Source organism: uncultured Alloprevotella sp. (assembly GCF_963536905.1).
Classification (GTDB): domain Bacteria; phylum Bacteroidota; class Bacteroidia; order Bacteroidales; family Bacteroidaceae; genus Alloprevotella.
In genome coordinates this window covers 1-18,844 of sequence record NZ_CAUTBW010000044.1, presented here as the reverse complement: position 1 = coordinate 18,844, position 18,844 = coordinate 1, and the positions used below count along the sequence as shown (strand labels likewise).

Here is an 18,844-nt window from a genome sequence, read left to right as displayed (position 1 = left end):
CACAAACTACAGCGAAAATTCGCAATGAGTTTGTGTCTCGTTGTTTTTTGTCTTACTCTCGATAGGAGAGGGGGCTACTTACACTTGTTAACCAATAATGACCATTGTTGCCCCATATCCGTATTCGCGGAAGCTGGCGTCTTGGTAGCGACATTCTTTGTAGTGTGAGCGCAACTCTTTGAGGAGTGCATTTCGCAGAACTCCTTCTCCTTTGCCATGGATGAACACGATCTTTTGTCCTTTGTGCTTCTTTTCTTGTTCCATCGTTTCGCGGAATACTTTTAGCTGATAGTCAAGAATATCTTTTGGTTCCATTCCGCGCGTGGTGTCGAGAATCTCTTCTGCATGGAGATCAACCTCAATAGGCCCATCTGCTGCTTGAGTCTTTGTGCGCGCAGGTTGGCGCAGAATGTGTTCGGGCTGCTTTGTCTCTATAATCGCTTCTTTTATATCATCCACATCTATGAATATACTGCGTGCAGGTTTGTCATCGCGCACAACATCGAAGATAAGAGCAGGTAGATTGAAAAAGTCGTTATTTGTAAAGGTGTGTAGCTTATAGAATTTTGCACCTTCCAAACGCAAAGAAACATCAATAGGCTTCTTCAAACGATAAGGCTTATCCTGCTTGTAAGCAATGGCCTGTATTGTCACCTTTTCCCACTCATTGAGTTCGGTGCGTAGAAATTCCTCCAAGAAAAGTTTTGTGTTCGGCTCAATCAGACCTGCGTGACGAACAGTGAATGCCTTTCCATCTTGATTGAGCAAAATGAATTGAATGTATAGGTTGCTATCATTGATGAGATAAGCTTCAAACGAGGTGTCTGGAGCATCTAAACCTTTCGGAGCAACAAAAGCTAAGAAGAGATTAAGAACATCGGCTCCTCGGCGTTCCAAGGGGCGCGGGCGAAAGGTGATAGGTCTGTCGTCCTCTTTCTCCTCCTCATCGTCGTCACTGTGAATATACGTGTCGGGTTGTTTAGTTTCAGATTGTTTTTTAGCCTTCGCTTCCTCCTTGGGAGTTCGAACAATATTATAGTCGTCAGTCTCAACAACTACCACATCTGTAACTAAAACGGGAATGTCAAAACCACTCTCATCTGTGACGAGTACAGTTTTCTTACTGGGAAAGCCAGCAATAATGCCTCCTCCTACTTCGTTGAGAAACCTAACGCGATCTCCTATTTTCATATTTCTCTTATTTTGTTATTTGCACAAAAATACACCTTTTATATAAAATATAAGTGTTGCGTTCAGTTCTATTTTCAAACAGTTCCATATCCGTGATGGTCAGAGCTCTTTTAGAAAAATTGTTACAATCGCACAAAATAGGCCGCAATGCGCAAAAAAGAAAGGGGAAACTTGCTCTGCTTATATAAAATGCGTAATTTTGCGCCGAATTAATTCGATAGTTTTAGATAAATCAACTAACAACTTTTAATATGAGTCTTAAAATCGTTGTACTTGCCAAACAAGTACCCGACACTCGCAACGTGGGTCCCGATGCCATGACGCCGCAAGGCACAGTGAATCGTGCAGCCCTCCCTGCTATTTTCAATCCTGAGGATTTGAACGCCCTTGAGCAGGCCCTGCGTCTTAAAGATCAGAATCCAGGTTCAACCATCCATATTTTGACAATGGGTCCTCCCCGTGCCACAGAAGTGATTCGTGAAGGTCTCTATCGTGGAACTGATGGCGGCTATCTGCTGACAGATAGAGCTTTTGCCGGTGCAGATACACTTGCAACGAGCTATGCTCTTTCTATGGCTATTTGCAAGATTGGTGTGCCCGATCTTATCATTGGTGGACGCCAAGCTATTGATGGTGATACGGCTCAGGTAGGTCCGCAGGTGGCTCAGAAACTCGGACTAAACCAAATCACTTATGTCACGAGTATCGACGAAATTAAGGACGGCCAGATTACTGTTACACGTCATATTGATGGCGGTGTAGAACGTGTTCAGGCACCGCTACCTCTCTTGCTCACTGTGAATGGTGACGCGGCTCCTTGTCGTCCGCGCAATGCTAAACTTGTGATGAAGTACAAGCGCGCTACAGCTCCGATGGAGCGCCCCGCAGAGGGCTTACCCTATGCAGAAGAATACGATAAAAAACCTTATTTGACTGTAACGCAATGGGGTGTTGCCGATGTTGATGGCGACCTTGAACAGTGCGGTCTCGCAGGTTCTCCTACAAAGGTGAAAGCCGTTCAGAATATTGTATTCAAGGCAAAAGAAAGCAAGCAACTCACAGCTGCAGATGCCGATGTGGAGAGCCTTGTTAAGGAATTGTTAGATAGCCATACAATTGGATAATTAAAAAAGGAAACAATGAATAACGTATTTGTATATTGCGAAATAGATAAGACTACGGTAGAGGAAGTTTCCTTTGAACTTCTGACAAAAGGCCGTAAGTTGGCAAATCAGTTAGGTGTACAGCTCGAAGCTATTGTTGCTGGTGCTGGCATTAAGGGACATGTAGAGAAAGAAATTCTTTCTTATGGTGTTGACAAGCTCCATGTGTTTGATGCAGAAGGTCTTTATCCATACACAACGAAGCCCCACACGGACATTCTCGTGAATCTCTTCAAGCAAGAGAAACCACAGGTTTGTTTGATGGGTGCTACTGTTATCGGGCGTGATCTCGGCCCCTGCGTTTCAAGTTCTCTTACTAGCGGTCTTACTGCCGATTGTACAGCACTTGAGATTGGCGATTACGATGATAAGAAAGCAGGTAAGCACTACGATAATCTGCTCTATCAGATTCGTCCTGCTTTTGGTGGTAACATTGTTGCAACGATTGTTAACCCCGATCACCGTCCCCAAATGGCTACGGTGCGTAGCGGCGTGATGAAGGCTGAGGTAGTGGATCCCGAATACAAGGGAGAAGTTATCTATGAAGATGTTGCTAAGTTTGTACCTGCTGAAGATTATATCGTAAAAGTTCTGGAACGTCACGTAGAGAAAGCTAAGAACAATCTGAAATCCTCTCCAATTGTTGTAGCGGGTGGTTATGGCGTTGGTAGCAAAGAAGGTTTCGACTTACTCCGCAAATTGGCTGAGGAACTTCATGGTGAAGTGGGTGCTAGTCGTGCTGCTGTCGATGCAGGTTTCTGCGAACACGAACTGCAGATTGGTCAGACAGGTGTAACGGTACGTCCCAAAGTATATTTTGCTTGCGGTATCAGCGGTGCCATTCAGCACGTTGCAGGTATGCAAGAGAGTGGCATCATCATCTCCATCAATACCGATCCCGAAGCACCCATCAATAAAATTGCTGATTACGTCATCACAGGTTCAGTAGAGGAGGTAGTTCCCAAACTTATTAAGTATTACAAAGAAAATAGCAAGTAAGAGATATGGCAAATTGTTATAGCGATCATGAGGAACTGAAGTTCGAGCTGAACCATCCTCTTATGAAGCGCATCGTTGAGTTAAAAGAACGCAACTTTGCAGACAAAGATAAATTTGATTACGCACCGCTGGACTATGCCGATACGATGGATAGTTACGATCGCGTGCTCGACATAGTTGGCGACATAACAGCTACTACCATTGCCGATAATGCTGAGGGAGTAGACCTTGAAGGTCCTCACCATGAAGGCGACCGCGTTCGTTATGCTTCGGGAACAGAAGCTAATCTGAAGGCGATGGTGAGCGCAGGTATGAACGGTATGACGATGCCGCGTCGCTTTGGCGGTCTCAATTTCTCCATCACTCCTTACACGATGTGTGCTGAAATTGTTGCAGCAAAAGATGCAGCTTTCGGTAATATCTGGAGCTTGCAAGATTGTATCGAGACGCTCTATGAGTTTGGTAATGAAGATCAGCACTCTCGCTTTATTCCTCGTGTGTGTGCAGGTGAGACCATGTCAATGGACTTGACTGAACCCGATGCAGGTTCTGACTTACAGCGAGTTATGCTGAAGGCTACTTATAGTGAAGAGGAGGGTTGCTGGTTACTCAATGGTGTGAAGCGTTTTATCACCAATGGCGATGCAGATATCCACCTCGTTTTGGCTCGTTCAGAAGAAGGCACGACGGATGGTCGTGGTCTCTCTATGTTTATCTACGATAAGCGTCAAGGTGGCGTAAATGTACGTCGTATTGAGAATAAATTGGGTATCCATGGAAGTCCTACTTGCGAACTTGTCTACAAGAATGCGCATGCTGAACTTTGCGGTGATCGCAAACTCGGACTTATCAAGTATGTCATGGCGCTGATGAATGGTGCTCGTCTGGGTATTGCTGCCCAGAGTGTAGGTATCTCTCAAGGCGCATACGATGAGGCACTTTCTTATGCTAAAGATCGTGAGCAGTTTGGTAAGAAGATTATCAACTTCCCGGCTGTCTACGATATGCTGGCACTGATGAAAGCTAAATTGGATGCTGGTCGTGCATTGCTCTATCAGTGCAGTCGCTATGTTGATATCTACAAAACTCTTGAAGATATTGCTCGCGAACGCAAGCTCGAACCAGAAGAGCGCAAAGAGCAGAAGGCTTATGCAAAACTTGCTGATAGTCTCACACCGCTGGCAAAGGGTATGAACTCTGAATATGCTAACCAAAATACCTACGATGGCATCCAGATTCTTGGTGGTTCTGGTTTCATGATGGATTATGCTCTTCAGCGCTACTATCGCGATGCACGTATCACAAGCATCTATGAAGGTACAACGCAGTTGCAGGTTGTTGCTGCCATTCGCTACGTCACCAATGGTTCTTATTTAGCTCAATGCCGTGAGTTCGAAGCTACTCAGCTGAGTGTCGATCTCCAACCTCTGCAAAACATTGCTAAAACGATGGCTGATAAGCTAGAAGAAGCTACTGCTAAGGTGAAGGAAGCCGCAAATCAGGAGCTCCACGATATCTGTGCACGTCATCTCGTAGAGATCGCTGCGGATACTATTATGCTCCACCTCTTGCTTTACAATGCTAACGAACGCCCAGAGCTCTTCGCTAAGAGTGCACACGTTTATGCTAATCATGTTGCAGCAGAAGTTGCTAAGCACCATGCTTTCATCATGAATATGACTCCGGAACAACTTGCTTATTATCGTCAGACAGCTCCTGCTGCTGAAGCAGAGTAAATTGTTTAGATACAGATAAAGTTTAAAGGTCTCTACACAAATAAGTGTGGAGACCTTTTTGTAAAAATAGATAGTACAAGAAAAAAATATCCGCAACTCCCTGTAGAAGGCATTGCGGATGAAAAGAAGGTTTAGAGCTTTATTAGAAAATTATAAAACTCCAATGTTTCTAGTAGAAGCTACTTATTCATTGTTACATTGCCGCTACCGATCATTTGACCGTCGCAGAAGATATAAGCAGAATAGGTTCCAGGTTCTAAGTATTCGTTTGCTGGTACATAGATGGAAATGTGCGTGTCTTGACCAGTATATTCCACTTGGCGAGAAGCGCTAAATTGTATATTCTTATTCTCGTATTTGAAACTCCCAGAGACTCCTAAAACGTTTTGACTCGGTTTCAAAAGGCGAACGTAAACTGTGCGGTTACCAGTTTTAGCAGTGACATTGCGTGCAATATTAAAGTTGATGACAAAGTTCTTAATATCCTTTGTGTTCTTTGCCGGTTTTCCGTTCTTTTTGATTGGCGTGACACTAATGCTTGTTGCATTGAGCTGTGCTGCCACTTCAACTGTTTCTTTGAGTTGCTGATTGCTTGTTGTTAGCGCTTCATTTTGTTGGTGAGAAAGAGCTGCATCAGCACGTGCCGCATCGCGTTCAGAAGTTAAGCGAATATTCTTTTGTTGAAGAGAGTCAACCTGTCGAATATAGTCGCGCAAGACTGCGCGTACTGTTGCCAATTCTTTCTTGAGTCGGAGGATTTCAGCAGAACTTGTTGCTTTTGTATTCTTGAGTTCTGCTAACAGGCGTTCGGCGCGTAGCTGCTCCGCGTTGAGACGAGCTTGAAGGGTATCGTCCTTGATCGTCTTCTTCATCTCGCCGTATTGTGCAGCATATTCGGCATACTGATTTTCCATCTCTCGGCGATCCAGTTCAGCCAACTGTCGGAGTTCCGCCAGTTCTTTCTCCTTATCGCTCTTCTGCCCGTTACAAGCAGGCAAAAGAACGGAAGCGGCTAAAAGACCTATTATGAGCGTAGGATATTTCATCTTTAGTTGTTTTACTCTGGTGTAGAGATATTGCAAATTCAGTGGTTAATCTAGAACAGTGACCCATCCGTGGCGATCTTCTTCTATACCGTATTGAATGTTGCGCAATGTGGTGTAAAGTTTTGTTGAGATAGGGCCTGGTTCTCCATTTTTTGCAATCTGATATTGGAGCCCCTTCTCGAGGTCGTCAATGCGATTGATTGGGCTGATGACTGCTGCAGTTCCACATGCACCAGCTTCTTCAAAGGTGGCGAGTTCTTCTTCTGGAATTTGGCGTGCTTCCACTTTTAAGCCTAAGTCGAGAGCAATCTGCTGAAGACTCTTATTTGTAATGGATGGCAGAATGCTAGAAGATTTAGGTGTGATGTAGGTATTATTCTTTATACCAAAGAAATTAGCTGCTCCACATTCATCTATATACTTTTTTTCTTTTGCGTCAAGATAGAATTCTCCTGCGTAACCAGCTTTATGAGCCGTAACGTTTGCTTTCAAGCTAGCAGCATAGTTGCCGCCTACCTTGTAGCATCCAGTTCCAAGGGGAGCCGCACGGTCATAATCACGCATAATAACATAATTGTTAGTTGCAAATCCTCCTTTGAAGTAGGGCCCAACGGGAGTGGTGAAGATAATGAATAAAAAATCTTGTGCAGGCTTCACTCCAACATCTGGTGTTATACCTATGAGTAATGGACGGATATAAAGAGCTGCGCCACTCTCGTAGGGAGGTATGAAACGCTCATTGAGATGTACAACCTTTTTTACCATCTCGCAGAACTTATCGGTAGGCATTTCTGCCATTTCGATACCTCGACTTGTGGATTGCATACGTGCTGCATTTTCTTCCATGCGGAAAATGCGTACTTTTCCATCTGGGCAACGGAAAGCCTTGAGACCTTCAAAAGCTTCCTGTCCATAATGGAGACATATAGCCGCCATATGAAGCGAAATGTTTTCATCAGAACTTACCTCAATCTCACCCCACTCTCCATTGTGATAGTAGCAACGAACGTTGTAGTCCGTCTTCATGTAACCAAATTTCAAGTTCGACCAGTCGATCTTTTCCATAACAATTCTAATTTTGTTAGATTTTACAGGGCAAAGATACTGTTTTTTTGAAATATTGCTGTTTGCGAATGCTCACTAAGTCATAAATCTGATTTTACAACACGGTTTTATGAATAATGCGAATACTTTTGAAATCCACTCTTTGAATTAATACTATAATTTCGAAGCATCTTGTGTATTTGCTTTAGAATCTCTATAAAAACATTCTTGAAATTTAATTTTATGGATAAGTGAGTTTAAAGCATAAACAAAGAGAATAAAAAAACTTATACTTTTTAAGACAGAGTTTGCAATATGTATGAAAGTTTATGTATATTTGCTTCCAATTATTGGCTGCTGTTAAGGCTGTCGAGATTCTAAATGATTAAAAGACAATATAATTAATTTATAATTAACTAAATTCTAAAAACAAAATGGCAACAACAAATGCTACCGCACCACAAGGTGCAACCGCTCCTAAGAGCGCTCCCAAGGCTTCTCAGTCTAAGGGCTTCACGGGCATTAAGTCCGGTTTTTCAGTGATTCTTTGCTGCTTCGTGATTGCAATTTGCATCTTCCTCTTTGTGTTTGGTGCAGTTAGTCACTTCCAGGGTGGTGTTGAAACTGGTAAGAGTTTCATGTTCCAGGTTGATGGTGAACTTCAGCCTATCACAGGTGACTTGATTGGTACTGTCTACAAAGGTGGTTTCATTGTGCCTCTGATTTGGACAATGCTTCTCTCTGTTTTGGCTTTTGCTATTGAGCGTTTCTTCGCTATTCGCAACGCTTATGGCCGCACTAGCCTTGCTAAGTTCGTTGCTGATATCAAGGTTGCTCTTCAGCAGAAGGATCTTGCAAAGGCTCAGGCTCTTTGCGACAAGCAGCGTGGTTCTGTTGCTAACGTTGTTGGTGCAACGCTTGCAAAGTATAAGGAAATGGACGCAAACACTGAGTTAGACAAGGATCAGAAAGTTCTCTCTATTCAGAAAGCTCTCGATGAGGCTACAGCTCTCGAAATGCCAATGTTGCAGGAAAACCTCCCCATCGTTGGTTCTATCGTAACGCTGGGTACGTTGACCGGTCTTCTTGGTACCGTTGTTGGTATGATCCGTTCTTTCTCTGCCATGGGTGGTGGCGAAGGTGGTGCTGACTCTTCTGCACTTGCAACAGGTATCTCTGAGGCACTTGTAAATACTGCTTCTGGTATTGCAACTGGTGCTCTCTCAGTTATTACTTATAACTACTATACAAACAAGATTGACCGTCTGACTTTTGCTCTCGACGAAGTCGGCTTCTCTATTGTTCAAACTTTCAACGCAACGCACTAAATCATAAATAAGGTAACTGGTTGGCGAACGCTGTCGGCCATCTTTTAATAGTAAAGGCTGACAACCTCTATCAATCAAAAGCAAATAACAATGGGACGATTTAAAGTAAAAAAACAAGACACGTTCATAGATATGACACCTATGAGCGACGTCATGGTCCTGCTGCTTACCTTCTTTATGCTTACTGCAACGTTCGTAAAGCAAGAACCTATTAAGGTACAGACTCCGGGTTCTGTTTCAGAAATTAAAATTCCTGAGAAGAATTTGCTTACCATCTTTGTAAATCCCCAAGGTAAGGTCTTTATGACTATGGACGACCCCTCGCGGTTGACGGCCTTGGCAGACGAGATGGTTTCGGAAGGCAAACTTCCTACACTGAATGCAGCTGAAAAGAAAGCATTTGCTAACGCTCCAACGTTTGGCGCTCCGCTGAACTTGATTAAGAGCTGGCTTGATGCTCCAGAATCTCAGCGCAATACCTTGTTGGAAGACCCCTCAGCTGGCATTCCATGCGATAGTGTGAATGATGAACTGAGTGTCTGGGTCAAAGCAGCCCGTACCACGGCTGGTGAAGGAATGGGTATTGCCATTAAGGCAGACCAGAAAACTTCTTATGCTGTAATTAAACAGGTTATGAATTCACTTCGCAGCATTGAAGAGAACCGTTATAATCTTATTACGGATCTCAAAAACGTTAGCGACTAACACACATGAATGATTATGGCTGGAAGTAAACAAAAGAAAATGAATGCCCGCGTCGACTTTACGCCGATGGTGGATATGATCATGTTGCTCGTGACATTCTTTATGTTGTGTACAACTTTGATGAAGCCGCAGACGATGCAACTCATAATGCCTTCAGATAAGGAGAATATCAATGAGCAGAATCGCTCTCAGATCGCAGAATCTAAGGCTATCACAATTCTTATTGGTGAGAATCGTGAACTCTACTATTTTAAGGGTAAGCCAACAGCAGACAATCTGCAGAAGACAGCGTATGGTAAGGATGGTATTCGTGCTGTCCTGATGGAAGCAAACGCAGCTGCTCAACAGCGCGTGAAAGCTTTGAAAGCTAAATTTGATACGCAGCAAAGTTCAGACCCCAAGAAGGCTCTTGCAGCTAAGCAGCAGTACAAAGCAGCTCTCGAAGAAATTCGTAACTCTGATGATACGCCAAGCATCATCATTAAGCCTTCTGATAAGGCTTCTTATAAAGACCTTATTGATGTGCTCGATGAAATGCAGATTTGCAGCATTGGTAAGTATGTAATTGATAAATTCGATGGTTCGGATCAAGCTAAGATCGATCGTCTGAATGGTAAGTAAAACGATAAGTAAAATCAAAAAACTATGTCTAAAGTCAATTTGACCGCCAAAGATTGGTGCGACCTGGTATTTGAGGGACGTAATAAAGACTACGGTGCTTATCGTCTGCGTGCCAAGTCGGGAAGTCGACAATTAAAATCTGTGATTATTGTAATCCTCGTCCTCGTAGCAATTATCGTTGGAGCCTTTGTTCGTGCAGAGGTGAAGAAGGCTATGAAAGCAGACTTGGGTGACAATGAACAAGTTACAGCTCTTAGTCAGCTAAAGAAAGAAGACCCGAAGAAAGAAGAAAAAAAGATCGAGAAACCCAAAGAGGAACCGAAACCAGATGTTCAGAAAGTTGCTGTAAAGGCTTCTATCGGTTTTACTGTTCCAAAGATTGTTGACGATAACCTCGTTGATAAGTCTAAGGAGTTGAAGACGCAGAAAGAACTGGGTAAGTCCAACTTCGCCATTGCATCTCAAGACTATGCTGGCGACTCTAAGAATGGTATCAATATCGACGACTTGAAGGACAACCAGCGCACTGGTGGTACTACGATTCCTCCCAAGCAGGAAGAAGTTGTTGATAATGCCCTCGTAGAAGTTCAGGCAAGTTTCCCTGGTGGTGAAGCAGCTCTTATTAGCTACGTTAATAGTCACGTGAAGTATCCCGAAATTGCTCTTGAGCAAGAATTGCAAGGTACTGTAGTTCTTCGTTTCAAGGTTGATAAGGATGGTTCTGTTAGTGACGTAATGGTAAAGAAGAGCCTCTCTCGTGAGTGCGATCAAGCAGCTATCAAAACTGTTCGTTCTCTCCCGCGCTTCATTCCTGCAAAATCTCAGGGTCATCCCGTACCTGTTTGGTACACGCTCCCTGTACGTTTCAAGATTAACTAATCTGACTCATCTTTATATTAAGAACAGTTCTCTTTTGAGGACTGTTCTTTTTTTTGAAATATAAGCTATTGCTATTACTTACAAATAAATATGTAAATTTGCGGCAAACAAATAAAATTTAGCGTATGAAGAAAATTTTGTTGCTTGCTGCTACTCTTCTGCTTCTAGCATCCTGTGGTGGTAAAAAGAAAGCTGATAATAGTTGGCTAACATCTAATGATGTTAAGATTGCGATAGATGAAACGTTTCAGCCCATAATGGCAGAGCAGTTGCAGCAGTTTGGCTTGTCTCATGTTCAAGCTAATTTATTGCCCCTGTATTGCAGCGAAGATTCTGCCATTCGTTTGCTCGTCGACGACTCTCTGCGTTCAATAGTAGTAACTCGCAAATTAACAGCGCGCGAGCTACAGAAAATACAGCAAGAGGGCCATAGTGCCTCACAATCTATGATTGCGAGTGAAGCTTTTGCGCTTATTATAAATAAGAATAATCCCGATAGTACCATTCGTCTTAGTGAAGTTAAGAAGATTGTGAGTGGACAGATTACTGATTGGAGCCAGCTTCGCGATAGTAAGAAAAAAGGTAAGTTAAGCTTAGTTTTTGATAATTCAGGGTCAAGCACTGTTCGTTATATGCGCGATAGCCTTTGTGGTGGCAAAGAGCTCAAGGGAAATCTTTATGCTCAAGGTACTAATACGGCAGTTATTGAAGCAGTCAAGGAAAATCCAAATGCAATTGGTGTTGTTGGTACTGACTGGTTGCGCGGAAAGAGCGAGAACGTATTGCCCAATTTCAATTCCCTCGATGTCAGAGTGATGCTGGTGACAAGTTCCGATGACGCATATCCACAGTTCTATCGTCCTTATCAATACTGTATAGCTATGGGGCAATATCCTCTGGTCCGTTCTGTCTATGCAATCACTACCGATCCCCGCGAACGCTCTATGTCTAAGCTCCTATATTTCTGGTTGAAAGGACAAAAAGGACAGTTGATATTCTGCAACAATAGTCAGTTGCTTCCTGTTATGCCAGTACAGATTCGCAGCGTGAATGTCAACTAAAGATTTTGTTAAAATCTATAACTCCGTACACTGCTCAAGAATCAGTGGATAAGCGTTATAAAGTTCAAAAAAACTCTCAAACCTTATTCACTACGAAGATTTTTACTACTTTTGCAGCTATATCTTCAGCGAAAAGAATACAAAGCGCATGAACTATAGTTATTCTTAACGTTTGTGAGGATAAAACGGACTTATTGTGGAACAATAAATTTTAAGATAGTATGAAAAGTAATTTCCTGAAAGGTTTAGCACTCGCAGCGATGCTCTTCGTTGGCGTATCCGCAAGTGCACAGATGGACAAGGGCTATACAGCTAGCCCGCTTAGCGGCGAATTGGAAGCTCAAGCGCAACAGGTTCTTGAACTTCAACTTAGCGATCCCGACAAGGCCTTCACTGTTTTCCAAAAGATGATGAGGAGCGTTAAGAGCAACAATCAAAAGCTGATTGATGTGGGCGACTTTTTCCTGAATGCAAAGATTTATCCTTGCGCCAATATGTGTGCAAAGCAAATCTATCAGAACGATCCAAAATTCGTTCCAGGACTTTTCTTTGCAGGGCAGGTAGCAATGCTTCGTAAGGATTATGGTGGTGCAGGCCAGAAGTATGACGAGATACTCGCTTATGAGCCTAACAATATTACAGCTATGCGTGCCAATGCTTTTGTTTATAAGAACGTAAACCCCGCGGTTGCTGTTGATATGCTCAATAAAATTAAAGCTCTCGATCCTAACGATGTTGACGTTGACAAGCAGTTGGGCGACATCAACTATAATCTTGATAAATTCAAGGATGCAGTAGCCAATTATAAAGCATATTTTGCAGCTGTAAAACCAGAAAATATCGACGTTCGTGCAGCTGAGAACTATTGTTTGAGTCTGTATTCTACTGCTGAATTCTTCGATTTGAAAGAAAAAGCAGTGCAGTTTGCTCCGCTCGATCCGAAAGATATCATTTTCCCTCGTATGCAGTTCTTTGCTGATGTCAACAACTATGAGCTCGACAAAGCAAAGGAGAGTATCAAATATATCACAGAGAAGCGTTTCGCTGACTCTCTCTACATCTCTCTAGACTACGAATACGCAGCAAACTATGCCTCAGAGAGCAACGATATTCCTATGGCCATTGCAAACTATAAGAAGGCTATCGAAAAAGATTCGACAAAAGCAACCAGTTATAAGGAATTGGCAATGCTCTATCGTCGCGATCATCAGCCAGAAGAAGCTCTAGGCGCTTTCCAAAAGTATCTGCAAATTCTTGGTGATAAGGCACAAATGGCAGACAGCTTCCGCCTCGGCGAAATCTATGCTGCAGCGAGCCAAGAGAAGTCTGTTAGCCCAGAAAAGAAGGCTGAGTACTTCAAAGCTGGTGATGAACTCTTCCAGACCATTGCAGATCGCACCCCAGACAATTATCAAGCAGTTTTGATGCGTGCTCGTATCAATATCACCGATTCAAGCAAACCGCAGGATAAGGTTCGCGAACTCTACGAAGAAGTTCTCAAGCGCGCAGGTAAGAGTGAAGATGTCAAGAGTGCCCGCACAGAAGCAGATCGTTATCTGATTTTCTATTACATCAATAAAGATATGTTGCAGGATGCACGTCGTGTTACCAATGACCTGCTGTCTATTGACCCCACGAATGCTGTTGCTAAAAATGCTGAAGCTTATCTCAAACAGCAAGGAGTCTAAGTAGTACAAGGCAATCCAATCACAATTATACGTTTAGCCGCTTCCCTATGGAGGCGGCTTTTTCTATATATGATATATCTCTATTTTTGATGCCATATATGAAGCCTCCTTTTAACTATTCTTTGACGACGAACATCTATACGATGTTCTGAAACATATATAATTTGTGGTTAAAGAACTTTTGTGCCAGGACATAAAAATCCCATCTTAAAGTAGTATTTATTTATTTTTGCTAACTTTGCACTTAAGTTTATGTCCGAAAGTGTTATTCGGTCACTTTTTAGCTCCCAAAGAATATGAAACATATCAAGACCATTCGCTTGCATCATGAAGGAAATCTCACGCTCATTGTAGGTTTCTGCATCTTGGCGCTTATCAACGGCCTTCTTTACTACTTTTTAAAAGAAACTTCTTTAATTCCTTTTTACATTTCTCTTGCGATAAGCCTCATCGTTTATGGCATTATTATCAATTTTTTCCGTTGTCCCATTCGTGTATTTACGGGCGAGCCTGAGAATAATGTGGTAGCAGGTGCTGACGGTAAAATCGTAGTAGTAGAAGAAGTTGAGGAAAATGAATATTTTCATGACCGTCGCATAATGGTTAGTATCTTCATGTCGCTCTTCAATGTTCATGCCAATTGGTTTCCAGTACAAGGCATTGTGAAGATGGTCAAGCACCATGATGGAAACTTCTATAAAGCATGGTTGCCTAAGTCCTCCACAGAAAACGAACGTAGTACCATTGTCATTGAGACTCCCGAAGGTCAGGAAGTTCTTGTTCGTCAAATTGCAGGTGCAGTAGCTCGTCGGATTGTAACCTATGCCCATGAGAATGAAGAGTGCTATATTGACGAACACATGGGCTTTATTAAGTTTGGTTCACGCGTCGATGTTTTCCTACCTTTAGGCACTACCATCAACGTCGAAGTTGGGCAAACTGTTACAGGTAATCAAACCATTATTGGAAAGCTCAATCCCTAAGACATATTTATTTTATCATGCGGAAAAGGTTGCCTATGCAACCTTTTTTGCATCATTTTATTCATTATATATAGTACAATAAAGAAATGAAGAAGCACATTCCAAACACCATCACTTGTTGTAATCTCATCTCAGGCTGTATTGCCACTTATTTTGCTTTTAAAGGAGAATATAGCACAGCTCTAACATTTATCATCGTTGGTGCAATCTTCGATTTCTTCGATGGTTTTGCCGCACGCCTACTGAAAGTATCCTCCCCTATAGGGAAAGAACTTGATTCGCTTGCTGATGTCATAACATTTGGTTTTGCCCCTGCAGCCTTTATCTTCTCCAAGCTTGGTTTTTATTTCACTGCTGAAAGTGGAGAGCTTCTTGTTCATGTCCCCTGCTTGGCCTTCCTCGTTGCAGCCTTCAGTGCTTTGCGATTAGCTAAGTTCAATCTTGACGAACGCCAAACTATGGGGTTTATTGGCCTTCCAACGCCTGCCAATGCTCTTTTCTGGGGCACGCTCATCGTTAGTTTGCCCGATTCGTTCTCCACTGTATCATGGCTTCCCTACACCTTGATTATGGGTATCTTCATTAGTTGTTGGTTGCTCGTAAGCGAAATTCCAATGTTTGCCCTCAAGTTTAAGAGTTTCGGGTGGAAGCACAACGAGCTGCGCTATGTGTTCATTCTTCTCAGTGCTGTTCTGATTGCTATTTTAGGTTTTGCTGCATTTGTGATAATCATTCCACTTTATATTATTGTTTCTGTAATAAACAATAAGTTTTCTAAACAGTAGTACTTTTCATTTGGCATGTGATTTGTTTTTTATGTGAGCAGATACAATATTTAGAAATTAAATTATGACACAACTATTAGGCTGCTTAGGCGCGATATTTTTCACTCTCTTTGCTATCGTTCTTTTGCCAGTACTTCGCTTGGGGCATTTCCTTTTTGGAATGAACAAGCAAACGCGCCGATTCACAGGAGAGAATACACATGAAGATCAGCATACTCATCAGCAAGAGTCGCACCAGAAAGAACAGAAAATATATCAACGAGATGAGGGAGAATACGTTGATTTTGAAGATGTGAAATAGGTCTTTATCCAACATTCTGACTAAACTTTAATCCCGAAGAGTAAACATTCTTCGGGATTCTTTATGCTTGTTTATTAGAGAGTTATAAGCATGTGAGAATACAATACTCGCGTTTGGAAATATCCTTATTGCGTCAGCTGACATCCTTATTGTGCCCGCTGACACAATAAGGATATTTTTGAATAGGTATATATCTGTTTTTAGAGTAGAATAAAAGGATAATTTTTATCTTGGCTTTGAGGAGAGAATTCTGCCAACAATTGTGTGGCCGAAAAGGAAGGTAAAAACTTTGTCATGTTTCAATTGTCTTTGTATCTTTGCGTTTATGAAGTATTCGTTCATCATTCCGGTTTACAACCGTCCTGACGAAGTCGATGAATTGTTGGCTTCGCTCTGCGAACAGACCTTAAAGGATTTTGAAGTCATTGTCGTTGAAGACGGCTCTACTGTACCGTGTCACGATGTTGTGGAAAACTATGCGGGACGGCTTGACGTACACTATTTCCAAAAAACTAATTCTGGCCCAGGCCAAACGCGCAACTATGGCGTTGAGCGAGCACACGGAGAATATGTACTTATTCTTGATTCCGATGTGGTGCTTCCAGTTGACTACCTATCTGCTGTTGAAACTGAACTCACGCAGCATCCTTGTGATGCCTTTGGCGGTCCAGATCGTGCCCACGAGAGTTTCAGTCCGATGCAGAAAGCCATCAACTACGCTATGACATCATTCTTCACAACAGGCGGTATTCGTGGCGGAAAAAAGAAGATGGACAAGTTCTATCCTCGCTCGTTCAATATGGGCGTACGTACTGATGTTTACCAAAAGCTCGAAGGTTTTAGCAAAATGCGTTTTGGAGAAGATATTGACTTTTCTACTCGCATTTTCGAAAATGGTTACGAAGCTCTCCTTTTCCCTACAGCATGGGTATGGCACAAGCGTCGGACCGATTTGAAAAAGTTTTTCAAGCAAGTTCATAATTCAGGTATAGCACGTATCAATCTGACCAAGCGTCATCCCGGTACTCTCAAACTTGTACACTTACTCCCCATGGTCTTTACTCTGGGCGTAGGTTTCTTGTTGCTTCTTGTCCTGGTCGGTCTTCTCCTCATGGCTTCGGGCGCGCTGGTTTGCCACTCAACGGATAGTCCCGTGGCTGCATCTTTCAATAATTGTAGCTTCCTTGGTGAGTATCTCATTTTCATTGGAGTGCTTCCCCTCGTGCTTTATTCGCTCATTATTTGCGTTGATTCAACTCTGCAAAATAAGAGTTTAGGTGTGGGGCTGCGCTCTATTGCGGCTGCTTTTGTTCAACTCACAGGATACGGTAGCGGTTTTATTCGAGCCTGGTGGCAGCGTTGCGTTTTGGGAAGAGGAGAGTTTGAAGCTTTCAAGAAGAATTTTTATAAATAACATACACCGCCTCTTTGGCAGTAGGAATCTAAAGACGAATGGCTCCCGACATAAGCATCGATATTCACCCCGCAGTGTTTTCCCAAAGCCCGAAGGAGCAGTCTCCTTCTGACAAAGAGCACTCGCTCACTATTCGGAATTGGGACGAAGCCGACCGACCGCGCGAAAAATTGTCTGCGCGAGGTGCAGATAGCTTGACGCCTGCCGAGCTCCTTGCCATACTCATTGGTAGTGGTACACCGCAGGAGAGTGCCGTGAGCTTGATGCAGCGCATCATGAAGGATTGCAACGGTAGTCTTCGCAGATTGGGACGTATGTCGATTGCAGAATTGTGTCGCTACAAAGGAATAGGGGAGGCGAAAGCTATTACCATCCTTGCTGCATGCGAATTGGGGAAGAGGAGGGCGCAAGAACCCGCTTCGGCCGATGTGGTGCTCAACAGTCCTGAGGTGCTCTACGAATACTTCCTTCCGCGCATGGAGGACCTTGCAGTGGAAGAATTTCACATTCTGCTCCTCCGTCAAAACCTCTCTCTCATCTCCGATATCTGCATCGGGCGTGGTGGACTGACGGCTACGGCCGTGGATGTTCGAGTGTTGCTACGCGAAGCCTTACTGGCTAAGGCTACTGCCCTTGTGATGTGTCACAATCATCCCAGTGGAAGTACTAATCCGAGTCAGCAAGATGATCTTCTCACAATGAAAGTGAAACGTGCGGCAGAGCTGATGGATATTCACCTTATCGACCATATCATTATGGGCGATCGCACTTTTTTTAGTTACAACCAAGCAGGACGGCTTTGATGGCTTTCTGCTCTATATACAGATTATAATGACACAAGAAGAAAAGACCAAGATTGAAGAACGTATCGTGGAGGTTCTCAAAACTGTTTACGACCCCGAAATTCCCGTAAATATCTATGACCTCGGCCTGATATATCGCATAGATTTACAGGAAAATGGCCAACTGGATGTGGACATGACATTCACAGCACCCAGTTGTCCTGCAGCCGACTTTATATTGGAAGATGTTCAGACAAAGCTCAATGCTGTTGAGGGCGTGAAACAAGCTCTTGTCAATGTCGTTTTCGAACCCGAATGGGACAGAGACATGATGACGGAGGAAGCAAAACTTGAATTAGGTTTGATGTAAAATATTGCGAAATGAAGAACGTCTATTTTCTGTCTGATGCACACTTGGGCAGCTGGGCCATACCACACCGCCGTATGCACGAGCGTCGCATCGTCAACTTTCTCGACTCTATTAAGAACAAAGCCGAGGCGATCTACATTTTAGGCGATCTCTTCGACTTTTGGCACGAGTATAAATATGTGGTACCTAAAGGCTATACGCGCTTGTTGGGAAAAATTAGTGAGCTAACGGATAATGGTGTGGAAGTGCACTTCTTCACAGGCAACCACGACTTATGGGTACACAACTATTTTGAAGAAGAATGTGGAATGATTGTTCATCGCGATATCGCTTGTGTGACAGAGATTTCAGGGCGTTTGTTCTATCTGGCTCATGGTGATGGTATTGGCTCTTCCGATAGGAAATATATGTTGCTCCGCCGAGTATTTCATAATAGCTTTTGTCAGCGTCTCTTTGCTAGCATTCATCCCCGTTGGGGTATGTGGTTTGGCATGAAATGGGCTGAGCATTCTCGACGGAAACACGAACTGGAAGGTGGAGAACCTCCTTTCTTTGGTGAGGACAAGGAAGAACTCGTTGTTTTTGCAAAGAATTATCTAAAGACGCATCCCAATATCAACTATTTTATCTTTGGACATCGCCACATAGAATTGGATTTACATCTCCAAAAGGAGTCGCGCCTCTTCATTCTCGGTGATTGGATTGATAAGTTTACTTACGCAGTGTTTGACGGAGAGCATATCTTCAT

Annotated in this window: 19 protein-coding genes; 16 read left to right on the top strand and 3 right to left on the bottom strand. The window is 43.1% G+C overall.

The window, feature by feature from the left end; translation table 11 throughout:
• Positions 1 to 87: 87 nt before the first annotated feature.
• Entirely contained in the window at positions 88 to 1,191 is a 1,104-nt protein-coding gene (locus tag ABLA33_RS07985; RefSeq protein WP_311490542.1) for a DUF2027 domain-containing protein, read from the bottom strand.
• Positions 1,192 to 1,442: 251 nt separating this feature from the next.
• Here ABLA33_RS07985 and ABLA33_RS07980 point away from each other — a divergent pair, with 251 nt between their 5' ends.
• Genes ABLA33_RS07980 through ABLA33_RS07970 form a run of 3 tightly spaced genes read left to right on the top strand, consistent with a single transcriptional unit; the run spans position 1,443 to position 5,089 of the window.
• Entirely contained in the window at positions 1,443 to 2,315 is an 873-nt protein-coding gene (locus ABLA33_RS07980) for an electron transfer flavoprotein subunit beta/FixA family protein (RefSeq protein WP_347719905.1), read from the top strand.
• 15 nt (positions 2,316 to 2,330) lie between these two features.
• Entirely contained in the window at positions 2,331 to 3,353 is a 1,023-nt protein-coding gene (locus tag ABLA33_RS07975) for an electron transfer flavoprotein subunit alpha/FixB family protein (RefSeq protein WP_347719904.1), read from the top strand.
• 5 nt (positions 3,354 to 3,358) lie between these two features.
• Positions 3,359 to 5,089 carry an acyl-CoA dehydrogenase family protein gene (locus ABLA33_RS07970; RefSeq protein ID WP_347719903.1) on the top strand — a complete coding sequence of 577 codons (1,731 nt, stop codon included), beginning with the start codon at positions 3,359 to 3,361 and terminating at the stop codon, positions 5,087 to 5,089.
• Between the two features lie 179 nt (positions 5,090 to 5,268).
• Here the strand turns inward: ABLA33_RS07970 and ABLA33_RS07965 are convergent, their stop codons facing one another.
• On the bottom strand, positions 5,269 to 6,135 hold the full coding sequence (locus tag ABLA33_RS07965; protein ID WP_347719902.1) for a hypothetical protein: 867 nt from the start codon (positions 6,133 to 6,135) through the stop codon (positions 5,269 to 5,271).
• Between the two features lie 45 nt (positions 6,136 to 6,180).
• On the bottom strand, positions 6,181 to 7,212 hold the full coding sequence (locus ABLA33_RS07960) for a branched-chain amino acid aminotransferase (RefSeq protein WP_311490547.1): 1,032 nt from the start codon (positions 7,210 to 7,212) through the stop codon (positions 6,181 to 6,183).
• Between the two features lie 401 nt (positions 7,213 to 7,613).
• On the opposite strand from ABLA33_RS07960, the gene ABLA33_RS07955 reads away from it, so the two are divergent.
• From ABLA33_RS07955 to ABLA33_RS07895, 13 genes are all read left to right on the top strand, one after another.
• Positions 7,614 to 8,507 carry a MotA/TolQ/ExbB proton channel family protein gene (locus ABLA33_RS07955; protein ID WP_315090295.1) on the top strand — a complete coding sequence of 298 codons (894 nt, stop codon included), beginning with the start codon at positions 7,614 to 7,616 and terminating at the stop codon, positions 8,505 to 8,507.
• 90 nt (positions 8,508 to 8,597) lie between these two features.
• A complete protein-coding gene (locus ABLA33_RS07950) occupies positions 8,598 to 9,212 on the top strand; it encodes a biopolymer transporter ExbD (protein ID WP_311490536.1) in 615 nt (204 codons plus the stop codon).
• Between the two features lie 15 nt (positions 9,213 to 9,227).
• The gene (locus ABLA33_RS07945; RefSeq protein WP_311490535.1) at positions 9,228 to 9,833 is read left to right on the top strand and encodes a biopolymer transporter ExbD; all 606 of its coding nucleotides are present in this window, start codon (positions 9,228 to 9,230) and stop codon (positions 9,831 to 9,833) included.
• A 24-nt stretch (positions 9,834 to 9,857) separates the two neighbouring features.
• Positions 9,858 to 10,712, top strand: coding sequence for an energy transducer TonB (locus ABLA33_RS07940; RefSeq protein ID WP_311490534.1), 855 nt, complete (start codon positions 9,858 to 9,860; stop codon positions 10,710 to 10,712).
• A gap of 125 nt (positions 10,713 to 10,837) precedes the next feature.
• Positions 10,838 to 11,773 carry a substrate-binding domain-containing protein gene (locus ABLA33_RS07935; RefSeq protein ID WP_347719901.1) on the top strand — a complete coding sequence of 312 codons (936 nt, stop codon included), beginning with the start codon at positions 10,838 to 10,840 and terminating at the stop codon, positions 11,771 to 11,773.
• 221 nt (positions 11,774 to 11,994) lie between these two features.
• Positions 11,995 to 13,461, top strand: coding sequence for a hypothetical protein (locus ABLA33_RS07930; protein WP_315090301.1), 1,467 nt, complete (start codon positions 11,995 to 11,997; stop codon positions 13,459 to 13,461).
• Positions 13,462 to 13,757: 296 nt separating this feature from the next.
• The gene (locus ABLA33_RS07925; RefSeq protein ID WP_347719900.1) at positions 13,758 to 14,444 is read left to right on the top strand and encodes a phosphatidylserine decarboxylase family protein; all 687 of its coding nucleotides are present in this window, start codon (positions 13,758 to 13,760) and stop codon (positions 14,442 to 14,444) included.
• Between the two features lie 86 nt (positions 14,445 to 14,530).
• Complete coding sequence (locus ABLA33_RS07920; RefSeq protein WP_347719899.1) at positions 14,531 to 15,229, top strand: CDP-alcohol phosphatidyltransferase family protein; 699 nt, start codon at positions 14,531 to 14,533, stop codon at positions 15,227 to 15,229.
• Positions 15,230 to 15,293: 64 nt separating this feature from the next.
• Positions 15,294 to 15,530: a DUF4834 family protein gene (locus ABLA33_RS07915; protein WP_347719898.1), complete on the top strand. Its 237-nt coding sequence runs from the start codon at positions 15,294 to 15,296 to the stop codon at positions 15,528 to 15,530.
• Positions 15,531 to 15,855: 325 nt separating this feature from the next.
• Positions 15,856 to 16,944 carry a glycosyltransferase gene (locus tag ABLA33_RS07910; RefSeq protein ID WP_347719897.1) on the top strand — a complete coding sequence of 363 codons (1,089 nt, stop codon included), beginning with the start codon at positions 15,856 to 15,858 and terminating at the stop codon, positions 16,942 to 16,944.
• A gap of 38 nt (positions 16,945 to 16,982) precedes the next feature.
• On the top strand, positions 16,983 to 17,747 hold the full coding sequence (gene radC, locus ABLA33_RS07905) for a DNA repair protein RadC (protein ID WP_347719896.1): 765 nt from the start codon (positions 16,983 to 16,985) through the stop codon (positions 17,745 to 17,747).
• 28 nt (positions 17,748 to 17,775) lie between these two features.
• A complete protein-coding gene (locus tag ABLA33_RS07900) occupies positions 17,776 to 18,096 on the top strand; it encodes an iron-sulfur cluster assembly protein (RefSeq protein WP_311490526.1) in 321 nt (106 codons plus the stop codon).
• 11 nt (positions 18,097 to 18,107) lie between these two features.
• On the top strand, positions 18,108 to 18,844 hold a 737-nt coding region (locus tag ABLA33_RS07895; protein ID WP_347719895.1), incomplete at its 3' end, for a UDP-2,3-diacylglucosamine diphosphatase.

What these genes read in the sequence shown, in the direction of transcription:
- ABLA33_RS07985 (WP_311490542.1), bottom strand. Translation starts at nt 1,191, where the DNA reads ATGAAAATAGGAGATCGCGTTAGGTTTCTCAACGAAGTAGGAGGAGGC.
- ABLA33_RS07980 (WP_347719905.1), top strand. Translation starts at nt 1,443, where the DNA reads ATGAGTCTTAAAATCGTTGTACTTGCCAAACAAGTACCCGACACTCGC.
- ABLA33_RS07975 (WP_347719904.1), top strand. Translation starts at nt 2,331, where the DNA reads ATGAATAACGTATTTGTATATTGCGAAATAGATAAGACTACGGTAGAG.
- ABLA33_RS07970 (WP_347719903.1), top strand. Translation starts at nt 3,359, where the DNA reads ATGGCAAATTGTTATAGCGATCATGAGGAACTGAAGTTCGAGCTGAAC.
- ABLA33_RS07965 (WP_347719902.1), bottom strand. Translation starts at nt 6,135, where the DNA reads ATGAAATATCCTACGCTCATAATAGGTCTTTTAGCCGCTTCCGTTCTT.
- ABLA33_RS07955 (WP_315090295.1), top strand. Translation starts at nt 7,614, where the DNA reads ATGGCAACAACAAATGCTACCGCACCACAAGGTGCAACCGCTCCTAAG.
- ABLA33_RS07950 (WP_311490536.1), top strand. Translation starts at nt 8,598, where the DNA reads ATGGGACGATTTAAAGTAAAAAAACAAGACACGTTCATAGATATGACA.
- ABLA33_RS07945 (WP_311490535.1), top strand. Translation starts at nt 9,228, where the DNA reads ATGGCTGGAAGTAAACAAAAGAAAATGAATGCCCGCGTCGACTTTACG.
- ABLA33_RS07940 (WP_311490534.1), top strand. Translation starts at nt 9,858, where the DNA reads ATGTCTAAAGTCAATTTGACCGCCAAAGATTGGTGCGACCTGGTATTT.
- ABLA33_RS07935 (WP_347719901.1), top strand. Translation starts at nt 10,838, where the DNA reads ATGAAGAAAATTTTGTTGCTTGCTGCTACTCTTCTGCTTCTAGCATCC.
- ABLA33_RS07930 (WP_315090301.1), top strand. Translation starts at nt 11,995, where the DNA reads ATGAAAAGTAATTTCCTGAAAGGTTTAGCACTCGCAGCGATGCTCTTC.
- ABLA33_RS07925 (WP_347719900.1), top strand. Translation starts at nt 13,758, where the DNA reads ATGAAACATATCAAGACCATTCGCTTGCATCATGAAGGAAATCTCACG.
- ABLA33_RS07920 (WP_347719899.1), top strand. Translation starts at nt 14,531, where the DNA reads ATGAAGAAGCACATTCCAAACACCATCACTTGTTGTAATCTCATCTCA.
- ABLA33_RS07915 (WP_347719898.1), top strand. Translation starts at nt 15,294, where the DNA reads ATGACACAACTATTAGGCTGCTTAGGCGCGATATTTTTCACTCTCTTT.
- ABLA33_RS07910 (WP_347719897.1), top strand. Translation starts at nt 15,856, where the DNA reads ATGAAGTATTCGTTCATCATTCCGGTTTACAACCGTCCTGACGAAGTC.
- radC (WP_347719896.1), top strand. Translation starts at nt 16,983, where the DNA reads ATGGCTCCCGACATAAGCATCGATATTCACCCCGCAGTGTTTTCCCAA.
- ABLA33_RS07900 (WP_311490526.1), top strand. Translation starts at nt 17,776, where the DNA reads ATGACACAAGAAGAAAAGACCAAGATTGAAGAACGTATCGTGGAGGTT.